Source organism: Streptomyces sp. NPDC014733, assembly GCF_043083385.1.
Classification (GTDB): domain Bacteria; phylum Actinomycetota; class Actinomycetes; order Streptomycetales; family Streptomycetaceae; genus Streptomyces.
In genome coordinates, this window is sequence record NZ_JBIBYO010000020.1 from 15,078 (window position 1) to 31,743 (window position 16,666).

General features: G+C 71.0%; 14 protein-coding genes and 2 pseudogenes. 13 read left to right on the forward strand and 3 right to left on the reverse strand.

Annotated features, from left to right (window positions below; genetic code table 11):
• The first annotated feature begins 282 nt into the window (after window positions 1-282).
• From ACF1BH_RS28990 to ACF1BH_RS29050, 13 genes and pseudogenes are all read left to right on the forward strand, one after another.
• The gene (locus ACF1BH_RS28990; RefSeq protein ID WP_391647267.1) at window positions 283-498 is read left to right on the forward strand and encodes a hypothetical protein; all 216 of its coding nucleotides are present in this window, start codon (window positions 283-285) and stop codon (window positions 496-498) included.
• Between the two features lie 434 nt (window positions 499-932).
• Window positions 933-2,350: pseudogene (istA, locus tag ACF1BH_RS28995) on the forward strand (IS21 family transposase).
• Window positions 2,347-2,601, forward strand: a pseudogene (locus ACF1BH_RS29000) (ATP-binding protein); the annotation flags it as partial. The pseudogenes istA and ACF1BH_RS29000, both read left to right, overlap by 4 nt.
• Window positions 2,602-2,708: 107 nt before the next feature.
• Complete coding sequence (locus tag ACF1BH_RS29005; protein ID WP_391647269.1) at window positions 2,709-3,287, forward strand: hypothetical protein; 579 nt, start codon at window positions 2,709-2,711, stop codon at window positions 3,285-3,287.
• A gap of 1,139 nt (window positions 3,288-4,426) precedes the next feature.
• Window positions 4,427-4,996: a carbonic anhydrase gene (locus ACF1BH_RS29010; RefSeq protein WP_391647271.1), complete on the forward strand. Its 570-nt coding sequence runs from the start codon at window positions 4,427-4,429 to the stop codon at window positions 4,994-4,996.
• Window positions 4,997-5,256: 260 nt separating this feature from the next.
• Window positions 5,257-5,493 carry a hypothetical protein gene (locus ACF1BH_RS29015; protein ID WP_391647273.1) on the forward strand — a complete coding sequence of 79 codons (237 nt, stop codon included), beginning with the start codon at window positions 5,257-5,259 and terminating at the stop codon, window positions 5,491-5,493.
• Between the two features lie 482 nt (window positions 5,494-5,975).
• A complete protein-coding gene (locus tag ACF1BH_RS29020; protein ID WP_391647275.1) occupies window positions 5,976-7,178 on the forward strand; it encodes an NAD(P)/FAD-dependent oxidoreductase in 1,203 nt (400 codons plus the stop codon).
• A 28-nt stretch (window positions 7,179-7,206) separates the two neighbouring features.
• Window positions 7,207-7,554, forward strand: a complete 348-nt coding sequence (locus ACF1BH_RS29025) for a (2Fe-2S)-binding protein (protein WP_391647278.1) — start codon at window positions 7,207-7,209, stop codon at window positions 7,552-7,554.
• A complete protein-coding gene (locus tag ACF1BH_RS29030) occupies window positions 7,535-9,082 on the forward strand; it encodes an FAD-dependent oxidoreductase (protein ID WP_391647280.1) in 1,548 nt (515 codons plus the stop codon). The genes ACF1BH_RS29025 and ACF1BH_RS29030 overlap by 20 nt, the downstream gene beginning before the upstream one ends.
• A 59-nt stretch (window positions 9,083-9,141) precedes the next feature.
• The gene (locus ACF1BH_RS29035) at window positions 9,142-10,053 is read left to right on the forward strand and encodes a dihydrodipicolinate synthase family protein (protein ID WP_391647282.1); all 912 of its coding nucleotides are present in this window, start codon (window positions 9,142-9,144) and stop codon (window positions 10,051-10,053) included.
• A 36-nt stretch (window positions 10,054-10,089) separates the two neighbouring features.
• A complete protein-coding gene (locus ACF1BH_RS29040; RefSeq protein WP_391647284.1) occupies window positions 10,090-11,094 on the forward strand; it encodes a proline racemase family protein in 1,005 nt (334 codons plus the stop codon).
• Window positions 11,095-11,193: 99 nt separating this feature from the next.
• Entirely contained in the window at window positions 11,194-11,913 is a 720-nt protein-coding gene (locus tag ACF1BH_RS29045; RefSeq protein WP_391647286.1) for a GntR family transcriptional regulator, read from the forward strand.
• Between the two features lie 341 nt (window positions 11,914-12,254).
• Entirely contained in the window at window positions 12,255-14,168 is a 1,914-nt protein-coding gene (locus ACF1BH_RS29050; protein WP_391647288.1) for a collagenase, read from the forward strand.
• A gap of 91 nt (window positions 14,169-14,259) precedes the next feature.
• Here the strand turns inward: ACF1BH_RS29050 and ACF1BH_RS29055 are convergent, their stop codons facing one another.
• From ACF1BH_RS29055 to ACF1BH_RS29065, 3 genes are all read right to left on the reverse strand, one after another.
• Window positions 14,260-14,586 carry a peptidase inhibitor family I36 protein gene (locus ACF1BH_RS29055; RefSeq protein WP_391647290.1) on the reverse strand — a complete coding sequence of 109 codons (327 nt, stop codon included), beginning with the start codon at window positions 14,584-14,586 and terminating at the stop codon, window positions 14,260-14,262.
• 205 nt (window positions 14,587-14,791) lie between these two features.
• Complete coding sequence (locus ACF1BH_RS29060; protein ID WP_391647292.1) at window positions 14,792-15,493, reverse strand: DUF4232 domain-containing protein; 702 nt, start codon at window positions 15,491-15,493, stop codon at window positions 14,792-14,794.
• A 167-nt stretch (window positions 15,494-15,660) separates the two neighbouring features.
• Entirely contained in the window at window positions 15,661-16,563 is a 903-nt protein-coding gene (locus ACF1BH_RS29065; RefSeq protein ID WP_391647294.1) for a serine hydrolase, read from the reverse strand.
• Between the last annotated feature and the right edge of the window lie 103 nt (window positions 16,564-16,666).

Consider the following 16,666-nt stretch of genomic DNA (forward strand, 5'->3'; position numbering starts at 1 on the left):
CGCCCCCGGTGTCCCGGATCACGTCGGCGTCAACAGGCAGATCTCCGCTGCCCGGACATGGCGACTTGGACGTCGTTAAACCACATCATGAAGATCCCCCGATCCCCGATTTCCTCTTCACTATACCGGCGGAGTCAATACCCTGTTGGCCGAATCCCGATTCTGCGGGTGCCGATAATTCATCCGCCCAGGTCGCGGCCTTGATCGCCACTTTCCAGATGTGCCCGCTGATCATTTCGGCGCCTTGGCCAGTGCTCGGCATCAACGGCATCTTGATCTTTCGTGCTACTGCGCCTGCCCTATCTCGCCGCGAGTGACCGAGATAAAGAGATCAAGATCTTGGCATTGCGGCACCAACTGCTGGCCCTGCAGCGCCAGGTCTACAATCCCACCTTCACCGACACCGACCGCGCTGTCCTCGCCGGCCTGCTCCAACGCCGCCACGCCGCGACCTGCACACAGAAGCGTCGCGGACCTTGCCGGCCGACGCCGGGCTGAAGGTCGTCACCACCGGCATCCAGATGCCGCGTATGAACTCCCCCATGGAGTGCTGGACACAACGTGCCGACGCGACCTGCTGGACCGGACCTTGATCTGGAACCAGAACCACCTCCTGCACGCGCTCCGCGAGTTCGGGGCCTTCTGCAACTGGCATCGACCACACCGAACGCTGAAGCAAGCCGCATCGCTTCGCCCACGACCCGAATCGGTCAACGCGCCAGCTCACGTGAGGTCAGAGCTTTCCCAAATGATCTCAACAGGGCGCCCTACATCCACGGAAAGTGGATCCCACAAGGCATCAAGATTCCTGTCGGCGTACAGACGAACGTCCCCAGCTTCGTACGGATGAAAAGGGACAGTTGTTGATGCGGTGAGGTCTACTGCTCGGCACTCTGCTGCCTGGTCGTTTCGGGTGGCGGAGGAGGCTGGCAGTGGTCTTGGATCCCCAGCGCTGGCTGGAGCTTCGGAGGTTCGCGGCCTGCTCGAGTCCGGAGCGATGAGCCTGTCGGAGATCTCCAGGGAGACGGGGCTGGATCGGAAGACGGTCCGCAAGTACCTGTCGGCGCCGGGTCCGGCGACTCCTCCTCGCCGTTCGCCGAGCGGGCGGTCGCGTGCGAGGGTGATTGACGAGTTCGCACCGGTGATCGACTCGATGCTCCGGGCGGAGATCCTGTTGAAGGCCGCGGTCATCCACGAGCGGGTGGCTGCGGAGTACGGGTTCACTGGGAACTATCAGCGGACCAAGCTCTACGTCCAAGAAGCCCGCCCCAGGATCGCCGAGGAACTCGGGATCACGCCGAAGGAGCTGGCGGGCATGCACCGCCGGTTCGAGGTCATCCCCGGTGCGCAGGCTCAGGTGGACTGGGGCGACGAGGGCAAGATCCTCGCCCACGTCGGGATCCCGAAGGTCTACTCGTTCCACATGACGCTGTCGTACTCCCGCGACCCGTTCTGCTGCTTCACCACCAGCCAGGACCTGGCGAGTTTCTTCGACTGCCATCGGGCCGCGTTCGCGCACTTCGGCGGGGTACCGATGACGATCGTCTACGACCGCACCAAGACGGTCGTGCGCCGGCACGTCGCGCCGGGCGAGGCCGTTCCTCTGCATCCGGAGGCGGTCGCATTCGCCGGCCATTACGGCTTCGACATCGACGTCCTGGCCGCCTATCGCCCGACCGGGAAGGGGCGGGTCGAACGGCGAGTCCTGATCGTCCGCGATCACGTGCTGGCTGGACGGGCCTTCTCCTCCATCGAGGAGATGGATGCCGCTTTCTCGGCCTGGGTGCCGCTGCGGCGGGCGAAGGTGCACGGCACCCACGGCGAGGTCATCGGGCACCGGGCCGTGCGCGATCACGTGGCTCTGCGGCCGCTGCCGCCGACGCCGTATGTGGTGACCCAGCGCCATCTGCGGCACGTCGGCAAGGACTGCCTGGTCGCCTTCGACGCGAACCTCTACTCGGTGCCCGCCCGCAAGGTCCGCCCACGTCAATTGGTCGAGATCCGTGCCACGAAGTTGCAGGTCACCCTGCACTCCACTGTCCCCGCCGCCGACGGGAACACACTGCTGGCCGTCCACCCTCGGGCGATCGGCCGCGGCGCGAAGATCGTGGACGAGAGGCACTGGGACGGCCTCCCCACAGGAGCCGGACGCCGAACCACCACCGGCGATGTGGTGCCCCAGCCCCGACGCGACCAGCTGCCCGGCCCCGAGGCCGGCTCGCTGCAAGCCCTGCTGAACCGGGCCGCTGCCGCCAGCGTCGAGGTCAGCCGCCGACCGCTGTCCGTCTATGACGAACTGACCGGCACCCGTCCCTTCACCACCAACCGAGCGACGAAGGACCCCTCTTGAGCCAGCTGACCGGCAACCGCATCCGCACCACGGCCAGCAAGCTCGGCCTGCCCCATCTCGCGGAGACCATCCACGAGTTCACCCGCCGGGCCGACGAGGCGAAGATGGGCTACCTCGAGTTCCTCGACTTGGTCCTGTCCGAGGAACTCGCCGTCCGTGATGACCGCCGCTTCCGTCAGGGCCTGCGGCTGTCGCGGCTGCCACATCACAAGACGCTGGATGAGTACGACTTCTCCTTCCAGCTCGACCCGACGTCTTCGTGCGCTGGTCCGATGGCGAGGTTTCCGTGTACGGCAACACCCAGGCCGACGCGCTGGGACGCGAATACCAGCTTGTTCCTCCCGGATAAGATCCTTTCATGCGCATACGTCACGCAGTTCCCCTGTCCGTCGCCGCCCTGGCCATCCTGATGTCCGGCTGCGCGGATGGGCAGGGCGGCGACGGGGGCGGCGACGGTAAGCCATCGGAAAGCGCGGATGCCTCGTCACAGACGTCGCAGCCTCCCGCGCCCTCCGGGGGCGCCCGACCCTGGGAGCCGGACGACGCGTTGCGGCGTGCGGAGCGTGCACTGGACGCCGCTGCCGACGACGGCACCAAACCGGGGCCCGTCGACGCCGGCACCGCGTACATCGGTTCCGGGTGGAACAAGTCCTTCCCCGCGAGCGACAAGAAGCCGTACCGGCTTGAGATCACCTGCGACACGGACGGTGTCGAGGAGCTGACGCTGACCCTGTCCCGGGGTGAGGAAGAGCAGCCCTACGGGGTGGAGTGCGGGGACCGCGAGGCGGACCACTACAACCTCCCGGCAGGTAAGCCCTTCAAGGCTTACGTTGCCCCTGACAAGCACGGCACGGGACTCATCGCATGGCGTCTGAACACGGTCGCCCCCGGCGATGTTGACGGATGCGACGACGACATCGACGGGTGTGAGGACTGAGAGATCCGCTTCCGCATATGGGGCAGCCTTTAGGCTCACGGACTTGCGAGGCCGACGAGGCTGCCCCACTTCCCACCAGCGCGAGGCAGCGCGCCGAGAAGGCACCGACAGGCATCATCCGGTTGCACGTCAAATCCGGACCAGTGACCCTGATCAGGCAGAGTCAGACTCGCGCCTTGCGCTCATCCTCTCGGAGCCAGGCTTCCGCCCTGCCCTCCCAGGCAGTCACTCAACGTCCCCTTGGCAGCACCTCCGGCGGCATGACGTCCCGTGCCACCAGGCCCGCCGCAACGTCACTTCCTGGGGAGAATCTGGGGAGTATCGTCGGCCCTGGGGAGTGCATGGGGAGAATCGACCGCGTAACACAGCACGATCCCGAAAGACGCTGAAAGAATCATCCGCGCAGGTCAGGGGTGGGCACAGCCACATCGATGCAGGTCAGCGCCATCAGGTAGACAACTTCATGACGTACGTGCCGAGGTCGTCGGCTTCGACGGTCCCCGGCAACGACCCGCCTTCACGCAACGGCGTGACGTAGCGGGTCGCAATGACTTCTGTCAGCATTTCCCCAGGCTATACGACCCTCTGACCTTAGGATTCACGACGGACTGACCAGGCCCTCCAGCTCTCCGGATTCCAGCTGATCGAGGCGTAGGTGTGCCGAAGCACAGGGAAGCCGTCCTTGGCACACGGAAACCGTCCGTCGGGGCCACCGCCCACTGCCAGGTTTCGCCCCTCGGTACGTAGCGCCCGGGAACGGACAGCGCCCCGTCGTCGGCGCTCCAGTCTGCCGGGGCGGGGCTCGGCAGCAGGTCGATGCCGCCGCCGCAGCCGGTTCGGTGGGCCATCTGCGGCAATGTGGCCCGCGACCGCTTGCGCCTGCTGTCAGGGCACCCCCAAAACTCTGACCATGGGCCTGATCAAGACGGATAACACAGGTCTGAGCGGCTGAGCGGCACTGAGGGGAACAGCGGATGGAGAGAGCTGGGCGTCCGGGGCGTAGAGCGCTGCTTGCCGGCGGACTCGTGGGCGCCACGGTCGCGCTTACGGGGTGCTCGTCGAGGAGTGCGGCCTCATCGGCGACCAGCCCTTCGCCGGAAGCACGGCCCACCACGCCCACCGCGGCATTCGCGAGGCTGATGGAAGGCAACAAACGCTGGGTGAACGGAAACCTCCAACACCCCAACCGGGATCCGAGCCGGCGTCAGCTCCTGGCGCAGGAACAAAAGCCTCTTGCGGCGGTCCTCTCGTGTATCGACTCGCGGGTGCCGCCCGAGCTCCTCTTCGACACCGGCCTGGGGGACCTTTACGTCATGCGCACGGGTGGGGAGGCGGTCGGCCCGGTGGTCACCGGTTCTGTCGAGTACGGGCCCACGACCAGCAACACCCCCCTCATCGTGGTCCTCGGGCACCAGCGCTGCGGCGCTGTCAAGGCGGCGTACGAGTCCCTTCGCCACGGCACAACACTCCCCGGCAATCTGCAGGCGATCGTCGAGGCCCTGCGGCCGGCGTACGAGCAGGCGCTCCGGGAGGGCGGCGCCGACCCGGTCGAGACCATGGCCCGAGCCCAGGTCAAGTTGACCGCGACCGACCTGCGGTCCAATCAGGTCCTGGCCCCCCTCGTAGGAAGGGGCACACTTGCCGTGGTCGGCGCCTACTACTCGCTTGACACCGGCAAGGTGGAAGTCCTGACCGGCCCACTCGCCTGACCGGTGGGACGAGTCGAACGGTCGTGGTCAAAGCCGGCAGCCGGCATCACCGTACACAAGCACGGCTGCACGGGCTGGGGACACCGGCCGCCATCCCTGCGTGACACCGGGCCAGCGCATTAGTCATCCGTTAGTGGAACGTCACCTCGGTCTTCGAAGCTGACTGCCGTCCGGGAACGAGACGGAATCCCGGAGCGTGGACCCACACGCCGTCGAGCGTGCACCCAACGCATATGCACATGCACAAGAGGAGAGAAGACATGCGCAAGTTCCAGCGCACCGCAGTCGTCGCCGCCGGCCTCCTGGCCCTTTCCGGCATCGCCGCGGGAGCCGCGCAGGCTGCCGATCTCCAGACCATGGAAACGCAGGGCAACTACCAGACGGACTGCCACACCGACCAGACCCAGCAGGAGTTGGACAGGGCGGTGGGGCACCACGTCACCATCGACCACTGCGAGGCCGACGGCCCCGGCAGCATGGTCATCTACTACTCCTGAGTCCGGGAGACCGGTGACGTCGAGCATCCTTTTCTGCTGACGTCACCGCCTCGTCCGCTTCCGCTGCTGGGCGCGCACGCAAAGCGCCGGGCAGCGAAGACGAACGGCGAAGGCGGCTTCTCCACCCCCGAGGGGGCGGAGGAGCCGCCTTCGTGCTGCGCGGAAGCTTCCCGTTCGTTGATGTCCCGCCCCGCCGCTCCGGAGTCCGGGGCGCGGTGGCGGATAGCCAGATTCGCCGTGGTACCTCCCGAAGTCAGCCCTGTCGCCGTGTCCCTCGGCAGCGCGAACAGGTCGGTCGGCCTGCGTTCACAGGCCAGCGGTGGCTTCTCCTCACAGACCGACAGCCCCGGCAACACGGCCTGGGGTTCGGCGCTGCCGATCGCTTGGTGGCGTGACCGTACGCCTCCGACCCGTCGAACGTGGCCTCGGAAGGAGGACTCCGGCCTCTTGGCAGGCCGGGTGCCATGTGAAATGTTACTGACGTGGCCACGAGAATCTCGTCGCACCTCGTCCGCACGTCCGGCAGCCCGGACGTGATCGTCATCGGAGCCGGAGTGGTCGGCGCGGCCTGCGCCCACTACGCCGCCCGCGCAGGTCTCTCCGTCACCGTCCTGGACCGCGGTCCCGTCGCGGGTGGCACCACCGGCGCCGGCGAGGGGAACCTTCTGGTCTCCGACAAGGAACCGGGCGCCGAACTCGAACTCGCCCTGTACTCCTTGCGGTTGTGGCGCGAGCTGGCCGAGGAGCTGCCCTCGGCGATCGAGTACGAGACCAAGGGCGGTGTCGTCGTCGCCTCCGACGAGACCCGCCTCGCGGCGCTGCGCGCCCTCGCCGCGGCGCAGACCGACGCCGGGGCCGAGACCCGCGAGGTATCCGGCGGCGAACTCCGCGACCTGGAGCCGCACCTCGCCGAAGGGATGCCCGGTGGCGTCCACTACCCCCAGGACGCGCAGGTCCACCCCGCGCTGGCCGCCGCCCACCTGCTGCGTGCCTCGGGCGCCGAGGTGCGCTGCGGGGAGGAGGTCACGGCCGTGCTCACCGCCGCCGACGGAACGGTGCGCGGCGTGGCCACCGCGTCCGGTGACCGTCTGCTCGCGCCGTACGTGGTGAACGCGGCGGGGACGTGGGGCGGTGAGATCGCCCGGATGGCCGGGGTGCGGCTGCCCGTCCTGCCCCGGCGCGGCTTCGTCCTGGTGACCGAGCCGCTGCCGCGCATCGTCCGCCACAAGGTGTACGCCGCCGACTACGTCGCCGACGTCGCCAGCGGTTCGGCGGCGCTCCAGACCTCCGCCGTGGTCGAAGGCACCCCGGCGGGGCCGGTGCTGATCGGTGCGAGCCGCGAGCGGGTCGGCTTCGACCGCACGCTCTCCACCGAGGTCCTGCGCCGCCTCGCCGACCGGGCGACCGCCCTGTTCCCGGTGCTCGGCGGGGTGCGGGCGATCCGCGCGTACGCGGGCTTCCGCCCCTACCTGCCCGACCATCTGCCGGCCATCGGCCACGACCCCCGCGTGCCGGGCCTGTTGCACGCGTGCGGCCACGAGGGGGCGGGCATCGGGCTGGCGCCTGCCACCGGTGCGCTGACGGCCGCCGCGCTGACGGGTTCCGCGCCGCCCCTGGACCCGCGGCCCTTCCGGCCCGACCGTTTCCCCGACTCCTCCGCAGCCCCCGACCGACGGCCCCGTTGACACGCAGTCCCGAGGAAAGGCGGACCGCATGAAACCGCGCCGCACGACGAGCCGCGCACACAACCGTCCGACGCCCTGTGACGTGGTGGACGCCGACCCGGGCCCCGCGTTCGAGATCACCTTCGACGGCCGGCCGGTCGCCGCGTTGCCCGGCCGGTCCGTCGCCGCCGCCCTGTGGGCCGCGGGCATCCTGTCGTGGCGCACCACCCGCGGCGGTGGCCGACCACGCGGCGCCTTCTGCGGTATCGGGCAGTGCCACGACTGCCTGGCCACCGTCAACGGCACCCCGAACCGCCGCGCCTGCCTGCTCCCGGCCCACCCCGGGGACGCCGTCACCACCCAGGAGGGTTCGGGCCGTGCCGACCTCGCCGTCTGATCCGCGCGCCCACGGCGCCTCCGGTGCGCGCCCCGGGCGGGCCGCGCAGCACACCGGGTCCGGGGACGCCTTCGACCTGGTGGTGATCGGCGCGGGCCCCGCGGGTCTCGCCGGGGCCGTCGCGGCCGGCGAACTCGGGCTGCGCACCGCCCTGGTGGACGCGGCGGAGCTGACCGGCGGGCAGTTCTACCGCAGCCCCTCCCCCGCGCTCGGTGCCCGCCGCCCCGAGGCGCTGCACCGTACCTGGTCCGTCCATGCCGATCTGCTCCGCCGCCTCCGCCGGTGTCCGGCCGTCAGCCACCTCCCCGGGCACCACGTCTGGAGCGTGGTGCGCGATCCGGGCCGTGCCGACCGGTGGACGGTCCACGCCCTGACCGGCCCCGACGGCGCGGACCACACCCCGGTACGGCTGAGGGCCCGTGGGCTCCTCGTCGCGACGGGCGCCGTCGAACGCCAGCTGCCCTTCCCCGGCTGGACGTTGCCCGGTGTGGTCGGCGCCGGGGGCGCCCAGGCCATGCTCAAGTCGGGGCTGGTCCTTCCCGGGCGGCGGATCGTCGTCGCCGGCAGCGGTCCGCTGCTGCTCGCCGTCGCGGCCTCGCTCAGCGCCGCGGGCGCCGACGTCCCAGCACTCGTCGAGGCCACCGGATACCTCGGCTACGCCCGCCACCCCGGTGCCCTCGCCGCCAACCCGGGCAAGGCCGCCGAGGCCGCCCTCCACGGGGGCGCCCTGCTGCGGCACCGGATCCCGCTGCGCGCCCGCAGCGCGGTCACCGAGGCGCACGGCACGCCCCGCGTCGAGGCCGTCACGGTCTCCCGTCTGGACCGGCGGTGGCGGCCCGTGCCCGGCACCGCCCGCCGCATCGCCTGCGACGCGGTGGCCGTCGGCCACGGTCTGGTCCCGCAGATCGACCTCGCCACCGCACTCGGCTGCGCCGTGCGCCGGGCCGCCGACGGCACCCACGCGGTGGTCACCGACCGCTCCCTCGCCACCTCGGTGCCCACCGTCTGGGCGGCCGGCGAGAGCCGCGGGACCGGCGGTGCGGCGGTGGCCCTGGCCGAGGGCGAACTGGCCGGTCTCGCGGCCGGAGCCCGGCTGCGCGGCGCGCCGGTTCCGCCCGCGCGCACCGCGCGGCTGCGCCGTCGGATCGCTCGTCTTCGGGCCTTCGCCGACGCGATGACCGCGGTGCACGCCCCGGGCCCCGGCTGGCCCGACTGGCTCACCGACGACACCGAGGTGTGCCGGTGCGAGGAGGTCACCGCGGACCGCGTCCGCGAGGCCGCCGCGGGCCTCGGCGCCCACGACACCCGTACGGTCAAACTCCTCACCCGGGCCGGGATGGGCTGGTGCCAGGGCCGGATCTGCGCCACCGCCGTCGCCTGCCTGGCCACCCGGTACGGGGCGTCCGACGCGGGACCGGCCCCCGACCGCCGCCCGCTCGCCGCCCCCGTCCCGCTCGCCGCGCTGGCCGGACTCCCCGCGGGCCGCGACCGGACGGCCGAGCCCGCCGCGCCCACCGAGCCGACCTGACGTCCGGGCCCGCGTGGCTCCCGGACAGCCGCCCTCCCCGCCCCGCCTTAGGAGCCCTCATGGACCCCCGCACCTCCTGGAGCGCCACCCGTCCGTGGCGCGGCATCATGGTCGCGACCGCGCTCCCGCTGCGCGACGACCTCTCCGTCGACCACGACGCCTACGCCGCCCATGTGCGCTTCCTGCTCGACCACGGCTGTGACGGCGTCGTTCCCAACGGCTCGCTCGGCGAGTACCAGACGCTCACGGACGAGGAGCGCGCCCAGGTCGTGGCGACGGCCGTCGCGGCGGCGGGCGACGGCGCCCGGGTCATGCCGGGCGTCGCCGCGTACGGCGCCGCCGAGTCCCGCCGCTGGGCCGAGCAGGCGGCGGAAGCGGGCTGCGGCAGCGTCCTGCTGCTGCCGCCGAACGCCTACCGCGCCGGACCTGCCGCGGTACACGACCACTACGCCGAGGTGGCCGCGGTGGGTCTGCCGGTGGTCGCGTACAACAACCCGATCGACACCAAGGTCGACCTCGTCCCCCCGCTCCTCGCCGAGCTGCACGCGGCCGGGCACATCGTGGCCGTCAAGGAGTTCAGCGGCGATGTCCGCCGGGCCTACGAACTCGCCGAGCTCGCCCCGGGTCTGGATCTGCTCATCGGAGCCGACGACGTCCTGCTCGAACTGGCCCTCGCGGGCGCGGTCGGCTGGATCGCCGGCTACCCGAACGCCTTCCCCGTCTCCTGCGCCGCCCTGTTCCGCGCCGCGACCGCGGGCGACCTCGACCGGGCCCTGCCGCTGTACAAGTCTTTGCACGCGCTGCTGCGCTGGGACTCCCGGCCCGAGTTCGTGCAGGCCATCAAGGTTTCCATGGACCTCACGGGCCGCAGCAGCGGCCCGACCCGCCCACCGCGGCTGCCGCTGACGGAGCAGGCCGAACAGGCCGTACGGTCCGCCACCGCCCGGGCTCTCGCCGACGGACACCGCTGAACGACACCGACACCGGTCGCCACGGAGGAACCCACGATGCGTACCCGCCATGTCTTCCACGCCGTCGACTCGCACACCGAGGGCATGCCCACCCGGGTCATCACCGGCGGGGTCGGGGTGATCCCCGGCGCCACGATGGCCGAGCGCCGACTGCACTTCCTCGCGCACCTGGACCACCTCCGCACGCTGCTCATGTACGAGCCACGCGGCCACTCCGCCATGAGCGGCGCCATCCTCCAGCCCCCCACCCGCCCCGACGCCGACTACGGCGTCCTGTACATCGAGGTCTCCGGGGTCCTGCCCATGTGCGGGCACGGCACCATCGGCGTGGCCACCGTGCTCGTCGAGACCGGGATGGTACCGGTGACCGAGCCGGTCACCCGCGTCACCCTGGACACCCCGGCCGGCCTCGTCCCCGTCGACGTCCGCGTGGAGAACGGCGCCGCCCGCTCCGCCTCCTTCACCAATGTGCCCGCGTTCTGCGTCGCCCTGGACCGCACGGTGGAGGTGCCGGGGCTGGGGCCGGTGACGTACGACCTCGCGTACGGCGGGAACTTCTACGCGTTCGTCGAACTCGACGCCCTGGGGCTGCCGTTCGACCGCGACCGCAAGGACGAGCTGCTCACCGCGGGCCTCGCGGTGATGGACGCCGTCAACGCCTCCCCGGACCGGCCCGTCCACCCCGTGCATCCCGAGATCGCCGGGCTCAAGCACGTCCACCTCACGGCGCCCGGCTCCGACGCACGGCACTCACGCCACGCGATGGCCATCCATCCGGGCTGGTTCGACCGCTCCCCGTGCGGCACCGGCACGTCCGCGCGCATGGCCCAGCTGCACGCCCGCGGTGCGCTCCCCCTCCACCAGGACTTCGTCAACGAGTCCTTCATCGGTACGCGGTTCACCGGGCGGCTGGTCGAGGGGACGACGGTGGGCACGGTTCCGGCGGTGGTCCCCCGCGTCACGGGCCGCGCCTGGATCACCGGCACCGCCCAGTACTTCCTCGATCCCGACGACCCCTTCCCCGGGGGCTTCCTCCTGTGAACACCGCGCACCCGGCGGCGTGGGAGACGTGACACGGTACGTTGGCGATCCGCTCGGCCGGGAAGGCGCGGGGGCAGGCACGAAGGGAAGACCACCGCCATGGGCCTTTTGACACAGCACGGTCTCATCACCACACGCGAGCGGCTGCGCGACCAGGTGGCCCACGCCCTGCGCGCGGCACTGATCTCCGGCGAACTCCAGTCCGGCGAGGTCTACTCCGCACCGGCGCTCGCCGAGGACCTCGGGGTCTCAGCGACGCCGGTGCGCGAGGCGATGCTCGATCTCGCGCGCGAGGGGATGGTCGAACCGGTCCGCAACAAGGGCTTCCGGGTCACCGAGGTCGATGAGCGCGACCTCGACCAGTACACCGAGATCCGGACCCTGATCGAGGTCCCCATGATCGGCCGGATCACCCGCGGCGCGGCCCACGAGGACCTGGAGGCGCTGCGCCCGGTCGCCGAGGAGATCGTGCGCGCGGCCCGTGTGCACGACCTCATCGGCTACCTGGAGGCCGATCGCCGGTTCCACCTCTCCCTGCTCACCCTGTCGGGCAACGACCGTCTGGTGGAGACCGTCGGCGATCTGCGCAAGCGCTCGCGCCTGTACGGCCTGACCGCCCTGGACGAGCGCGGCGAGCTGCTCCCGTCGGCCGAGGAACACCTGGAACTCCTCGATCTGATGCTGACCGGGGAGGCCAAGGCCGCCGAGAAGTGCATGACCCGCCACCTGGGCCACGTACGCACCCTGTGGGCCGAGGGTGACCGGGACCGGGCGCCGGCCAAGGGCGCCGGGAGGCGGAAGCGCGGCGCCGGGCGCTGAGCCCGCTCCCGCCGGTCGCCTCCGGACGACGGCACCTCACACCGCGCCGCCTCGCCACGGCGGAGCGGTACGCCTGCCTGCCCTCCCTCAACATGCCTTTGCACAACGGGAGTTGATGACATGCCTCCCGGGGTGCGCCCCCGGATGACGGGCATACGCGGCGGGGTTCTCAGGCCATGTGAAGTGTGCAATGGTACATGTCACACATCCGCCGTGAGCATGACAGTCTCCATGCCCGGCTGCCACCACGGTCCACCCCACAGCCGTGCCCGGCACGGCTTCCGACCGGCCCGGAGGCCCCGTTGACAGGCATGTCCCCCACCCGAAGAAGCCTCGCCCGCATGGTGAGCACGGCCCTGACGCTCTGTCTGGGGCTGGCTCTGCTCGCCGCCGGCCCCGGCAGCGCCGCCGCGGACACCGGCACCGTACGCACCACGGCACCCCAGCCACGATCGATGCCGGGACTGCAGCCCGCCACCCCGACGACCGCCACCGCACTGCACCGCGCCGCCGCCGCACACACCGCCGCGCCGACCAGGTCCCCTTCCGTACGGCCCCCGCTGCACACCGTAACGGCGGCGCCCCCCACGGCGTCGGGCGCAGGCGCCGAGGCGGCGTGCAACGTCTCCGACTTCACCTCGAAGACCGGCGACGCCCTCGTCCAGCAGATCAAGGGCTCGGCAACCGACTGCATCAACACGCTGTTCAGCGTGGGCGGTCAGGACGCCAAGGCCCTCTTCCGGGAAGCGCAGATGGTCACGGTGGCGAACGCGCTGCGCGCCGACGCCGCCACCTACCCGGGCGACAACACCGCTTCGGCGACACAGATGGTGCTCTACCTCCGGGCCGGCTACTACGTGCAGTACGGCAACCCGGACGACGTCGGCCCCTACGGCCCTGCGCTGAAGAGCGCCGCCCAAGGCGCCCTGGACGCCTTCTTCGGCTCCTCCCACGCCTTCGACGTCAGCGAGGCCAACGGCGAGACCCTGGCCGAGACGGTCACCCTGATCGACAGCGCCGGCGAGAACGCCCGCTACCTGCAGGTCGTCACGCGGCTCCTGAAGAACTACGACGCCTCGTACGACCCCTTCTGGTGGATGCTCTCGGCGGTCAACAACTGCTACACCGTGCTCTTCCGCGGCCACTGGCTGCCGGAGTTCGTCTCCGCCGTGCAGTCCGACCCGAGCGTCCTGACCGTACTGCGCGACTTCGCCGTCACCCATGACGACCTGCTGGGCACCGACAGGTCCTACCTGGTCTCCAACGCGGGCCGCGAGCTCGGCCGTTTCCTGCAACACGCCGAACTGCGGGAGCAGACACGCCCGTTGGCCGAGGAGCTGCTCGGCCGCAGCGAGATCACCGGCCGCACCGCACCGCTCTGGGTCGGGCTGGCCGAGATGACCGACGCCTACGACAAGGACAACTGCTCCGGCTACGGCACCTGCGACCTGCAGAACCGGGTGCGCGACGCCGTCCTGAAGGGCAAGCACGCCTGCGGCCCGACCCTGCGGATCGTCGCGCAGCAGATGACCGACGCCGACTTCACGGCCAGCTGCGACAGCCTGCTCCAGCAGGACGCGTACTTCCACAAGGTGGTCAAGGACGACGGCCCGGTCGCCGACGACCACAACAGCACCATCGAAGTGGTGGTCTTCGACTCCAGCGCCGACTACCAGACGTACGCGGGCGTCATCTTCGGCATCTCCACCGACAACGGCGGCATGTACCTGGAGGGGAACCCCGCCGCGGAGGGCAACCTGCCGCGCTTCATCGCCTACGAGGCGGAGTGGCAGCGCCCCGACTTCGCGATCTGGAACCTCAACCACGAGTACACCCACTACCTCGACGGCCGCTTCGACATGTACGGCGACTTCGAGGAGAACATGAAGACGCCGACCGTCATGTGGGTGGAGGGCTTTGCGGAGTACGTCTCCTACTCGTACCGCGGCGTCCCCTACGACAACGCGGTCACCGAGGCGGGCAAGAAGACCTACAAGCTCAGCACCCTCTTCGACACGACCTACGAGAACGCGGACACCACCCGCACCTATCCGTGGGGCTACCTGGCCGTGCGCTACCTGATCCAGTCCCACCCGCAGGACGTGGACACCCTGCTCGGCCATTACCGCAAGGGTGACTGGGCCGCCGCCCGCACCCTGCTCACGGAGACCATCGGCACCCGCTACGACGCCGGCTTCGCCGACTGGCTGGCCCGGTGCGCCGCCGGAAACTGCGGCGCCACCGCGCACGCGTAGCACCGCCGCACGACGGAGCCCTGCCGGATCGTCCCGGCAGGGCTCCGTCCTCGCACAGTGGGCGCGCCGCCGGGGGCGCACCCTCGGGGCGTCAGTAGCTGACGCTGACGACCTTCCAGGGGGTCTTGGCCGAGTAGGTGCCCGGCTTGAGCGTGAAGGTCGCGCCGTAGCAGCCCATGCCGCGGTAGAAGGTCGTCACGAACCTGCTCTGGTTGGAGACCGACCGGCCGGTGAACGGGAAACAGCCGTGGTCCCCGGCGGTGTTGTGCTTGTACCTCTTGCCTTTGAGGTGCGGCTGGGCCCAGCCGCAGACGTAGTTCTTCGGGCACTTGGTGGCCGCGTGCGCGGCGGTGGGCACGGTGAGCGGCAGCAGGGTCAGGAGCGCGGCGCAGGCCGGCGCCGCGAGGCGTTTCTTCACGGTGTTCCTCGTCCCGTCCGTGGCGTATTCCGTCTTCCGCCCATATGAGCACGGGGTGCGGGACGTGCGGTGAGACGCTTTCCGGCCCCCGGGCGGAGCCGCAGGGCGCGTCGGGGTCCGGACGGGGAGCGGGGCGGCACGTGGGTGCGCCGGGCGCCGCTGCCCCGGGAGAGCTTCCGGGGACGGCGGTGCCCGGCGTGAGGGGTCAGAACTCGTCGGCGCCGTTGCGGAGTTCCGTCGTCCAGTAGCCGGTCTTCGCGACCGCGTCGTCGACGGCGACACCGCCCAGGGGCGCCTTGACGACCTTGGAGCCCTCGGCGGGGCCCTCGGGGGCGAAGAGGTTCACGTTGAAGGAGGTGACCACGTGGTTGTCCTCGTGGACGCCGCCGTTGTTGATCCGCACGGCCACGTAGGCGGGTTCCCCGGCGTTCAGGACGACGGGGGTGGCCGGCTTGCTCTTGGCCACGGCCGGGACGTCCTTGGCGGTGTGGATGTCCCCGAACGCGATCAGCGGGTACCGGAGCAGGGTGCAGGCATGGCCCGAGGTGTTGGTGGCGGTCAGCGTGAGGTGTGTGGTGGGCGTGCCGTCCTGCTTCTCGGCGGTGATCTTCACATCTTCGAAGGTGCAGGCAGGCGCCTTGCCGCCGGTCGTCTTCGCGGCGCCGGCCGGCTTCGCGGCCCGGGCCGGGGCGGCCGGGGCGTGCGCTTCGGCCGCCGAGGCGGGGGCGCCGGCGGCGTCGGCCTTCTCCCCATGGGCGCCGGAGGCGGTCCGGTCGGCCGGGGCCGGGGCGGCGTCCCCCTTGTCCTTCGCGCCGTCACCGCCACCACCGCAGGCGGTGAGGGAGAGGCTGAGGGTGGCGACGACGGCCGCGGCGAGGACGGCCGGGCGGCGGATGGCGGTACGCATGGGGACTCCCGTTCAGGTCTGCATGCCAGGTGCGGGCACCTGGTCACCTTCATCCTGAGGCCACGCCCTGGCGTTCCGCTGATGTGCCGCTGATGCTTTGCTGGTGTCGATCCGTGCAGCTCAGAGAGGGTGCGACGGGTCCCGCCCGGCCGGGCTGCCCCTCGGCGTCACAGCTGCCGCAGATGGTCCCGGAGGCGGCGGGCCACCTGGCCCATGAGGGCTTCGGCACCGGGTTGGGCGCTCGCCGGGACCAACGACTCGGTGAGCACGGCGACCGCGAACATCTGGCCGTCGGCGTGCTCGACCACCCCCGCCTCGTGCCGGAGGTTGAGCAGGGTGCCGGTCTTGGAGGACCAGGTGGTGGCGTCGGAGCTGAAGTCCGGTGCGAGGCGGTGCCGGAGCAGATGGTGGCTCATCAGCTCCCGGACCCGCCCGGCGACCTCCGGCGCGATCGCCGACGGCGTCCACAGCGCCTGGAGCAGATCGACGTAGGCGCGGGCGCTGCCGGTGTTGGCCCGGGTCGTGTCGAGCTGCGGTACGCGATGGCCGCGGCCGCTGGTGCCCGCGTCGATGGCGAGGGCCTGCGCCAGATGGGCCTGCCCGGCGTCGAACAGCTCCTCGGGCGTCTCGGACAGCTCCCGCATCCCGTGCCGGACGGTGATCCCGACGAGGCCGAACTCCTGGAGGACCGCGGCGACCCGGGTGGGCGGGGTGAGGCCGAACAGCGCGTCGGCGGCCGTCCCGTCGCTCACGCACGTACTGAGGTAGAGCAGATCGTCGAGGGCTATCCGTACGGGGTGCCGGAAGCGGCTGAGTCCGGTGGGGCCGGGCGTGGTGATCCGGCCCGGTGCCACGTCCAGCATCGTCGCGCCGTCGAGTTCGCCCCGCCGGATGCGCTCGATCGTCGCCAGCGCCAGCGGTACCTTGACCAGGGACGCCACCGGCAGTTGGGCGTCCGGCTCGATCCCGAGCTCCTCCCCCGTGTGCAGATCGCGGACGAGGAGACAGCCGTGCAACCCGCCGTCGTGCAGGTCGCGACGGAGCTCACGCAGCAACGCTTCGGTACTCATGGACGGCTCCGGGCGGTAGAGGCGGGGACGGTGGAGCGCTCCGGGCAGTAGGTGCCGGGAGGCTCTGCGGGGGGATGGAACAGCGTCGGGCTGGCCGCCCCGG

Bases quoted from the DNA above. Each gene is read 5' to 3' on its own strand.
- ACF1BH_RS29005 (WP_391647269.1), top strand. From the start codon at position 2,709: ATGCGCATACGTCACGCAGTTCCCCTGTCCGTCGCCGCCCTGGCCATC.
- ACF1BH_RS29010 (WP_391647271.1), top strand. From the start codon at position 4,427: ATGGAAGGCAACAAACGCTGGGTGAACGGAAACCTCCAACACCCCAAC.
- ACF1BH_RS29015 (WP_391647273.1), top strand. From the start codon at position 5,257: ATGCGCAAGTTCCAGCGCACCGCAGTCGTCGCCGCCGGCCTCCTGGCC.
- ACF1BH_RS29025 (WP_391647278.1), top strand. From the start codon at position 7,207: ATGAAACCGCGCCGCACGACGAGCCGCGCACACAACCGTCCGACGCCC.
- ACF1BH_RS29035 (WP_391647282.1), top strand. From the start codon at position 9,142: ATGGACCCCCGCACCTCCTGGAGCGCCACCCGTCCGTGGCGCGGCATC.
- ACF1BH_RS29040 (WP_391647284.1), top strand. From the start codon at position 10,090: ATGCGTACCCGCCATGTCTTCCACGCCGTCGACTCGCACACCGAGGGC.
- ACF1BH_RS29045 (WP_391647286.1), top strand. From the start codon at position 11,194: ATGGGCCTTTTGACACAGCACGGTCTCATCACCACACGCGAGCGGCTG.
- ACF1BH_RS29050 (WP_391647288.1), top strand. From the start codon at position 12,255: ATGGTGAGCACGGCCCTGACGCTCTGTCTGGGGCTGGCTCTGCTCGCC.
- ACF1BH_RS29060 (WP_391647292.1), bottom strand. From the start codon at position 15,493: ATGCGTACCGCCATCCGCCGCCCGGCCGTCCTCGCCGCGGCCGTCGTC.
- ACF1BH_RS29065 (WP_391647294.1), bottom strand. From the start codon at position 16,563: ATGAGTACCGAAGCGTTGCTGCGTGAGCTCCGTCGCGACCTGCACGAC.